Genomic DNA, 8,083 nt, shown 5'->3' with positions numbered 1-8,083 from the left:
CCACTTCAAAAATGTCGTGAATGTCCACTATTTCATGAAAAAATATGTCAGAAAGTAATAAAAATCAAACAAAGTAGTGATATACGAAAATTTAATCATCCTGCACGCGGAACAAAAGCTTGGGAAAAACTATACGCTAAACGAAGTGCAGTTGAAAGAGTGAATGGCTATCTAAAAGAACATATGAAATTAAATGATACGACACACTATCAATCAGAAATTGTTCAAGTGGAACTATTATTGATTCAACTAGCTTATAATTTAAAGAATTTTGCAGCACAACGATTGTCACAAGAGAAATATAGAAAAGAACTAGTCGCTTAACTTCAAAAAACAATGATTTTGAAATTGGTCGAGTGTTTACTTTTCTAAAAAGTGAATTATGAAATTAGCTCAGTTAGTCATGATTTAGGAATTGTTGGGAACTTTGCTGATCGTGTCGCTATTATGTATGCGGGTAAAATCGTTGAATATGGGACGACTTTAGAAGTGTTTTATCAAGCAAAACATCCTTATACATGGGGATTGATTCAGTCTATTCCGATTCAAGGTCAGCCACTTTACTCTATTCCTGGGACACCTCCTTCTATTTATCAAGTTAAAGCAGGCGATGCTTTTTTTGAGCGAAATGATTATGCGTTGGTGATTGATGAATTAGAAGAACCACCTTTTTTTAAAGTGTCGGATACACATTTTGCGGCTACGTGGTTATTAGCTGAAGACGCACCAGAAGTGATTGTGCCAAGTAATATTCAAGCGCGATATGATCAATACGAAGCTTGGCAATTAGCGAGGAGGGATCAATATGGCACTGTTAAAAGTTGAACAACTAACTAAATCTTATGCCAATGAGGGACAAGAAAAAACGCAAGCACTTAAAGGCATCTCTCTTTCGGTTGAGGAAGGTAAGGTTTTAGGTATTGTGGGTGAATCAGGTAGTGGAAAGTCTACATTGGCAAAATGTTTACTAGGGATCGAGTCTTATCAAAACGGACAAATCTCTTACCGCAATCAGTTACTAACGCCTAAGCGAAGCCTTGAAAATTGCCGTCAGATTCAGTTTGTTTTTCAGGACCCGTATGCATCGCTTAACCCTCGCTTAACCATTGAAAAAATTATCGGTGAAGGTTTGCGAATTCATCAAATTGTCCCAGAAAATGAACGACGTGCACGTGTCCTTGAGCTTTTACGAGATGTTGGGCTTGAGGAAAGTGTTCTTGAACGATATCCACACGAGTTTTCTGGTGGACAAAGACAACGGATTGTAATTGCTCGTGCACTGGCGGTTGAACCAGAACTTTTGGTTTGTGATGAGCCAATTGCTTCATTGGATATTTCGATTCAGGCACAAATCATTAATTTGTTATTACGTTTACAAAAAGAAAGAAAATTAACCATGATTTTTATTGCTCATGATTTATCGATTGTCCGCTATGTCAGTGATGACATTGCTGTGATGTGTGATGGTCGGATTGCTGAGTTTGCGTCAACGGAAAAATTATATGAAGCACCGCAAGAAAATTACACGCAGTTACTTTTAGCGGCGATGCCAACGACGCAGTTAATTTAAAAACACTACGATTCTAGAATGAGTGTTAGAATCGTAGTGTTTTTTGACTTTAGTTATGTAATTATTAATTCAAAGTACTCAATAAATTAACTATAGTAGACCCATAACTTTTTCTTTAAATTGCTTTTGGTTTATTGAAGTGACGACAGTTGCATTGTTGTCGGGATAATTTTGTACGACTGCTAAGGCGTCTTCGCGATTGTGCATTGTAACTAATCCGTACGTTGTTGTTTCTTTGTAGGAACAAGTGGCGTAAACATCAGTTGCACCCGCAATTATTTCTTCAGGCCAAAGAGCCACAGCTAATGCGACCGCGTCAGGTAAATCGATGATGGCCTCACCAGTTCGTTTAATATTGTAATTTAGAAGTGTCTCATTGGCATCCATTAAGAATTTTCCAAGTTCACTTTTTTCTTTTAGAGCATTAATTTCTTCTTCATGAAAGGCATTTGCGATACAAACATCAAAACCGACAATCGTTTTTGGCACAGCGCTTTTAAGGAGAGGCACATAACTTTCAGCGTCAGCGTAGACATTGAATTCTGCTAAAGTCGAGGCGTTACCGGGTCCAAATCCACCAGTTCCCATGATGTAATAGTGTTTGACCTGGACCATAACTTTTGGTTCTTTCATAATAGCTAAAGCAATATTCGTTGCAGGTCCAATGATGGCAATTTCAACTTCGTTTGGGTATTGTTTGACCATTTCAATAATAAAATCAACCCCGTGTCCGGTTTGTGGCGTTTGTGTGGGATGAATCAAGTCAAGATCACCCATTCCATCTATACCGTGAACATCCACAGCATCAACAGGCTTTTCGCGTAATAATGGTAACGCGCAACCCTTATAGATTGGTGTGTGTTTGTTGCATTTTTCAACGGTCATCAATGCGTTCAACGTGGCTTGTTCAACGTCACAATTTCCGGAAACGGTTGTAATTCCTAGTAATTCAATGTGTGTACTTTTTAATGCCAAAGCTAAAGCCACGGCATCATCACTACCTGTATCAGTATCAATAATCATTTTTCTCATAATATCCACCTCGTCTTTTGATTGTGTCTTTAGTATAATCATCAGGATATTCTTATAATAGGACATCTGTCCCAAAACACGTTATACTTAAATAAAAAGAGGTGTGAACGATGTCAATTGAGATTGTTGAATCATTACCAACGTACTATCAGAGTGAAATTACAAAGGTGAGCATTCAAGTTGGAAAACCCATTATTACAGCGGAAAGCCAAAATAAAGGGGTGTATTTTATTCGTTCTGGTCGTGCCCTTGTTAGAAAACTATTACTAAATGGTGAGACAATTTTTCTCAAAGAATTGGATGCAGGAAATTGTTTTGGTGAGATGGAATTGTTTTCAGATCAATCAAATACTTTTGAAATTGTGGCGTTAACTGAGATGGAATTATATTTTTTGCCACGAGAACAAGTCAAAGAATGGATGAGAACAGATTTTCGAGTTACACAATATCTTTTTGAAGAATTGAATGATAAATTGCAACATAGTTCCAATTACATCGTGCAACATAATCAGGGGACGACTTATGAACATCTCCTGCACTATTTAACGCAGTATCCAATGAATAAGCCTATTAAAATCAATAAATCTGAAATTGCTCAGGCTTTAAACACAAGCTTACGCAACTTAAACCGTGCTTTTTTGAAGGGGCAGACAGAAGGTATTTTTTTATGGGAACAAAAGGAGTTAACTTTAATCAATAAAGACCATTTGTTATCAGTCTTGGAAGAAATTTAATCGGAATCAGGTTTTTTGATCGATTAAAGAAAGTCGGTCTATTTATGTAAGAAAAAATAGGTCAACAGACGGATAAAAATAATTTTCTCTATATGCTAAACTTTAACAAGTGAAAAAGAGAAGAGGGGTACATGAAAATGACAAAAGGGTTAAATGCATTCCAATTGAAAATGATTGGCATTACGTTAATGGTATTGGATCACATCCATCAAATGTGGATGTTGGAAGGGGCACCGAATTGGCTGACCATGGTAGGAAGAGTCGTAGCACCGATTTTTCTATTTTTAAGTGCAGAAGGGTTTCATTATACAAGGAACCGTTGGGGCTACTTTAAAAATCTCTTATTTGGTTATTGGCTGATGAATATTATCTCATTTGGATTACCACGTTTGGTACCAAATAATGATGTGGTATTGATGAATAATATTTTTGGTACTTTATTAATTGGAATTATCTTGATGTGGATTTATGATTTGATTTCAGAAGGTATTAAAGAGAAACAAAAGAATAAATTGTTTAAGGGAATTGGCATACTAGTTGGCTTGCTTGCTTATTCAATTATTATTCTAATGTTTATGGGTGGGAACAATGCGATAGTGACATTAGTTGCAATCAGTATCTTCCCAAGTTTATTCGCAATTGAAGGTGGCTTCTTGATGGCGATACTGGCCTTGATGTTTTATATTTTTAGAGAAAAACGTTTATGGCAATTTATCTCATTAGCAGCTGTGGCTTTAATTTCAACCGGATTTTCGACAACTGATTTATTTTTAGTGAATATTCAATGGATGATGATTTTTGCTTGGATTCCAATTTATTTCTACAACGGAACAGAAGGTAAGAAAATGAAATATTTCTTCTATCTGTTTTACCCAGCACATTTGGTCATTTTATATTTACTTGCAACATTAATTTAGAAAAATAAAGAGCCTTACAAAAGTTAAATGATACTAACTTTTGTAAGGCTCTATTTAATTAAAACAGAGTCAAAATACGACGGTCAACTTTATCAATGACATGGTCTGCTGCAGCAACTAAATCAGGATGTTGCGCACCAACGGATAAGCCCATACCTGCGTATTCTAGCATTTCGATATCATTTAAACCATCACCAACAGCAATACAGTTTTCCTGTTCGATTTGGTAATAGTCTAACGCTTTCTTGATTCCGTTTACTTTAGTTACAGTTGTTGTCAGGACGCTGACAATTTTAGGATGCCAACGGATCAAAGTCATATCGGGGAAAGATTGCGATAATTTGATATCTGCTTGTTTTTCGCAGAAGGCGCACATGACAAAAATATCAGTTTTTAGTTTTGGTGAATATAAATCAAGATCGGTTGGTTTTAAATTGAGTGCTTGTTTTAAACCAATTGTAATATCATCATTGACCATTTTATTTGTTAATAAACTTTCAGTATAGAAAGTATTTGGTAGTTGTTGTTCGAGACAAAAATTATTGAAGGTCTCAACTTTTGGTTGTGGAATGGTAATTGCGTGAATTCGCTTGTTTTGTGTCATCACTAAGGAGCCGTTAGCACTAATGATGCAATCAACAAGTTGTTCTTCTAGTAGATATTGACAATGTTGATGAGGTCGTCCCGTTGCAAGAATGACGCGAATTTTATTGCGACGTAAAGTCATAAGGAGCAGCACAATATCGTTCGAAATACGTGTTTCTGCTTGGAGTCTTAAGGTTTCATCATAGTCAAAGATTATTGCTTTATAAGGTGCCATTGTATCTCCTTTCAAAATTGTTTAATAAAGTGTAATAATAGAATTGTAGAGCTATTTGGTGAGAATAGCAAATGTTTAAAACCAATAAAAGTTAGGCTAAAGTGAAAATTACTTATAAAAAGTAAGTCGAATTGTTTGATTTATTTTTTATTCAGTTTTACACTTTGTTTAAAGTTAATGTTTCGAATGCGAAACAAATAAAATAATAAGTAAACTGAGAGGATTTGAATAATATGACAAAGAAAATTGGCATGATCGTAGGTAGTACAAGAAAAGCATCATTTAGTAAAAAGTTTGCGGATAAACTAGCATCACTATTTCCAGAAGAATTTGAAGTAGTCTTTTCTGAAATTGGTCACTTAGAAATGTTTGATCAAGATTATGATGATGAAGGGACAACACCTGCTTCTTGGCAAGCTTTTCGTCAAGAAATTAAAGAATTAGATGGTGTCATGTTTGTCACACCCGAATATAATCGTTCAGTACCACCTGTTTTGAAAAATGCATTAGATATCGCATCTCGTCCATATGGAGAAAACGTTTGGAGTGATAAAGCGGGTGCTATTGTTAGTGTGTCCCCTGGTGCGATTAGTGGTTTTGGTGCTAATCATCATTTACGTCAAATTTTATCATTCTTGAATGTTCATACAATGGCACAACCTGAAGCCTACCTAGGTTCAGTCTTAAACTTCCTTGATGATGAAGGTGAAATTAAAGCGGATACGGTTGAATTTTTACAAGTTATTGTGGATTCATATGTCGCATGGTTTAATCGTTTAGCATAAAAAAACATCGTCATCTTTTCAATATTTTGGATTAAAAATTTAGTGTGAGCATTGTGCTTTTTTAGAAGTAAAGACACAATGCTTGCGCTATTTTTTTATTAAAGGAGGAAGTAAGTGATGCCTAAAAATCGTTTTGAAGCTTTTACAGATGCAATTATTGCGATTGTCATGACTGTTTTAGTTTTAAATCTCAAAACACCTGAAAATAGTTCTGTCCAAGCACTGTTAAAAATGGGCAATCAATTTTTAATTTATTTTATTAGTTTTTTTGTTTTAGCAATTTATTGGAATAATCATCATCGTTTGGTTACAAGTACGAAGCAAATTAATGGTGTTGTGATGTGGGCGAATAATATTTTTATTTTATCACTGACACTTTTTCCCTTTGCGACGTCATGGGTGAGTCAATATCCTCACGACTTAGCACCACAAGTTTTCTATGCGGTTGTTTTCTTTTTAGCCGATAGTTTCTTTTATCTTTTGTGTGTTGCGTTTCTTCGCATGCCTGCTGAAAAACAAAATGAGGTTGCTTATTTTTTTAAGAAGAGAACATTGTTAACAATGACAATTAATATTGTTTCAATTATTGTGGGCATCTTTACCATCCCAGAAATGATTATTGTAATTAATACCTTTGCTTTACTGCCATGGATTACAGCTTATCAACTAAAACCAAATTTTAATTAATAATACTTGCTAAGCATTTGGGACTTTATTAAAGTCTTGAATGCTTTTTTACGTGTTGTTTGACGGGATATGAAGTGTAGTATATAATTATGAATATATTCATGAACGCATTCATGTTTTTGAAGGAGGTTATATGATGGGTGTTAGAGAAGATAAAAAGAAACAGTTACAAGAAAAAATTATTGCATCTGCACGGGAATTATTTAAAGTGAAAGACTTTGAACGAGTTACCATGAGTCAAATTGCAGAAAATGCTGAGGTTGGTTTAGGCACAGCTTATAATTATTATGCATCGAAAGAGGAATTATTTTTACTCGCTGGCGGAACATCTTTCATCTTTGGTGAAGTACTTCAATTTTCACAGCCAATGGATTCACCGAAGACTTTAATTGATGAAATTATCGCGGGCTTTAATCAATTAGCTGAAATTGAAAAAACGTCATGGCGTCAATCTCTGTCCTCATTGACAAAAGCAGCAGAGAAAAAGCCAGCTTTTTTCTTAGAACTGGTTGCAATTGATCATCAATTTGTTGCAAAGGTATCAAATGCTTTAAAAGAACTGCAAGAGCAAAATATTCTTAGTGCTGAGATGAATCATGAGATACTAGCTGAATTGATGTATAGTACCATTTTTACAAGTTTTTTATTTTATATTTATGCGGAAGAACAGACTGTTACAGAGTTAAATAGCATAATTAAATATAAATTAATGCATTTATTAACAGTTACATCATAAGGGGGATTAGCATGACACAACAAAAGATTAAACAGGAAAAAATAATCGTTACTTTTTTTATATTTGTGATGATGCTTGTTGAAGCAAGTTTACTATTATGGACAGGTGCTTTAGAGTTAGAACGTATTTTATTCTACTTAGCATTATTTATTTATCAGATACGCTTTTTGTATTTGAATTGGATAGTTAAACCAAATCGTTTAACGTTTCAAGCGTCAAGTAGTCAAAAGAAACCACTTTTAATGGATTACACGTTAAATTTTCTATTCTTTATTATTTTTCCGATGGGCTATACTTACTTGCATGAAACCTTTTATGCAAACTGGAATTTAGGGCGCACAGTCCAAGTTATCATTTTTAGTTTGTACGTAATTGGCACCCTTATTACATTGGTTTCTGAAGCGCAACGTAAGCATGTAAAACAGCAAAATCCGACACTTAATTATCGTTTCTATGGCCTATTTAAGTATGCGATTTGCATTAATTATTTTGGTGAAATTTTAGCCTTACCTAGTTTATTTTATTTAGCAAGTGGTTCGATTATTATCTTTATTTTGATGCTTTTACAACAAGTTTTAGACTTTGTATTCGTTCAAATTCCTCGCCAAGAGTCTTACATTAAAGAGCACTACCCAGACGAAGCAGGAAAAATATTAAGTCAGAAAAAATTGATTCCTTTTATTTATTAAAATAATGGCCATGTCATAGTTAACGTTCAATCGTTAATAGGACATGGCTTTTTCTTGATTAAGATTGTCGCAAAATCAGACATAATCGAATCATTGTGTTTGATAAAAGGCTG

The 8,083-nt window shown here is 34.6% G+C and carries 11 protein-coding genes; 9 read left to right on the top strand and 2 right to left on the bottom strand.

Going from position 1 to position 8,083, the window contains the following annotated elements:
• The 3 genes from ESZ54_RS07305 to ESZ54_RS07295 all read left to right on the top strand — a co-directional run.
• Positions 1-324 (top strand): transposase (locus ESZ54_RS07305; protein WP_162615058.1); only part of this gene is annotated, 324 nt, incomplete at its 5' end.
• A 51-nt stretch (positions 325-375) separates the two neighbouring features.
• Positions 376-825, top strand: coding sequence for an oligopeptide/dipeptide ABC transporter ATP-binding protein (locus tag ESZ54_RS07300; protein WP_239433765.1), 450 nt, complete (start codon positions 376-378; stop codon positions 823-825).
• The gene (locus ESZ54_RS07295; RefSeq protein WP_136137010.1) at positions 806-1,570 is read left to right on the top strand and encodes an ATP-binding cassette domain-containing protein; all 765 of its coding nucleotides are present in this window, start codon (positions 806-808) and stop codon (positions 1,568-1,570) included. Before ESZ54_RS07300 ends, ESZ54_RS07295 begins: the two co-directional genes overlap by 20 nt.
• Positions 1,571-1,660: 90 nt before the next feature.
• On the opposite strand, the gene ESZ54_RS07290 is transcribed toward ESZ54_RS07295, so the two are convergent.
• On the bottom strand, positions 1,661-2,602 hold the full coding sequence (locus ESZ54_RS07290; RefSeq protein WP_136137009.1) for a nucleoside hydrolase: 942 nt from the start codon (positions 2,600-2,602) through the stop codon (positions 1,661-1,663).
• A 110-nt stretch (positions 2,603-2,712) separates the two neighbouring features.
• On the opposite strand from ESZ54_RS07290, the gene ESZ54_RS07285 reads away from it, so the two are divergent.
• Together ESZ54_RS07285 and ESZ54_RS07280 are read left to right on the top strand one after the other, a co-directional pair.
• Positions 2,713-3,336 (top strand): Crp/Fnr family transcriptional regulator, encoded by a 624-nt coding sequence (locus ESZ54_RS07285; RefSeq protein WP_136137008.1) that lies wholly within the window; start codon positions 2,713-2,715, stop codon positions 3,334-3,336.
• Between the two features lie 131 nt (positions 3,337-3,467).
• A complete protein-coding gene (locus ESZ54_RS07280; RefSeq protein ID WP_136137007.1) occupies positions 3,468-4,253 on the top strand; it encodes a TraX family protein in 786 nt (261 codons plus the stop codon).
• Between the two features lie 58 nt (positions 4,254-4,311).
• Here the strand turns inward: ESZ54_RS07280 and ESZ54_RS07275 are convergent, their stop codons facing one another.
• Complete coding sequence (locus ESZ54_RS07275) at positions 4,312-5,073, bottom strand: Cof-type HAD-IIB family hydrolase (protein WP_136137006.1); 762 nt, start codon at positions 5,071-5,073, stop codon at positions 4,312-4,314.
• Positions 5,074-5,306: 233 nt separating this feature from the next.
• On the opposite strand from ESZ54_RS07275, the gene ESZ54_RS07270 reads away from it, so the two are divergent.
• From ESZ54_RS07270 to ESZ54_RS07255, 4 genes are all read left to right on the top strand, one after another.
• Positions 5,307-5,858 (top strand): NADPH-dependent FMN reductase, encoded by a 552-nt coding sequence (locus ESZ54_RS07270; protein ID WP_136137005.1) that lies wholly within the window; start codon positions 5,307-5,309, stop codon positions 5,856-5,858.
• Between the two features lie 117 nt (positions 5,859-5,975).
• The gene (locus tag ESZ54_RS07265; RefSeq protein ID WP_136137004.1) at positions 5,976-6,545 is read left to right on the top strand and encodes a TMEM175 family protein; all 570 of its coding nucleotides are present in this window, start codon (positions 5,976-5,978) and stop codon (positions 6,543-6,545) included.
• A gap of 136 nt (positions 6,546-6,681) precedes the next feature.
• A complete protein-coding gene (locus ESZ54_RS07260; RefSeq protein ID WP_162615128.1) occupies positions 6,682-7,281 on the top strand; it encodes a TetR/AcrR family transcriptional regulator in 600 nt (199 codons plus the stop codon).
• Positions 7,282-7,292: 11 nt separating this feature from the next.
• Entirely contained in the window at positions 7,293-7,970 is a 678-nt protein-coding gene (locus ESZ54_RS07255) for a hypothetical protein (RefSeq protein ID WP_136137002.1), read from the top strand.
• Positions 7,971-8,083 lie beyond the last annotated feature (113 nt).

It is taken from the genome of Vagococcus silagei (assembly GCF_004795745.1).
Lineage (GTDB): Bacteria > Bacillota > Bacilli > Lactobacillales > Vagococcaceae > Vagococcus > Vagococcus silagei.
The sequence above is the reverse complement of the archived record's forward strand: the minus strand, read 5'-3'. Positions and strand labels throughout refer to the sequence as shown.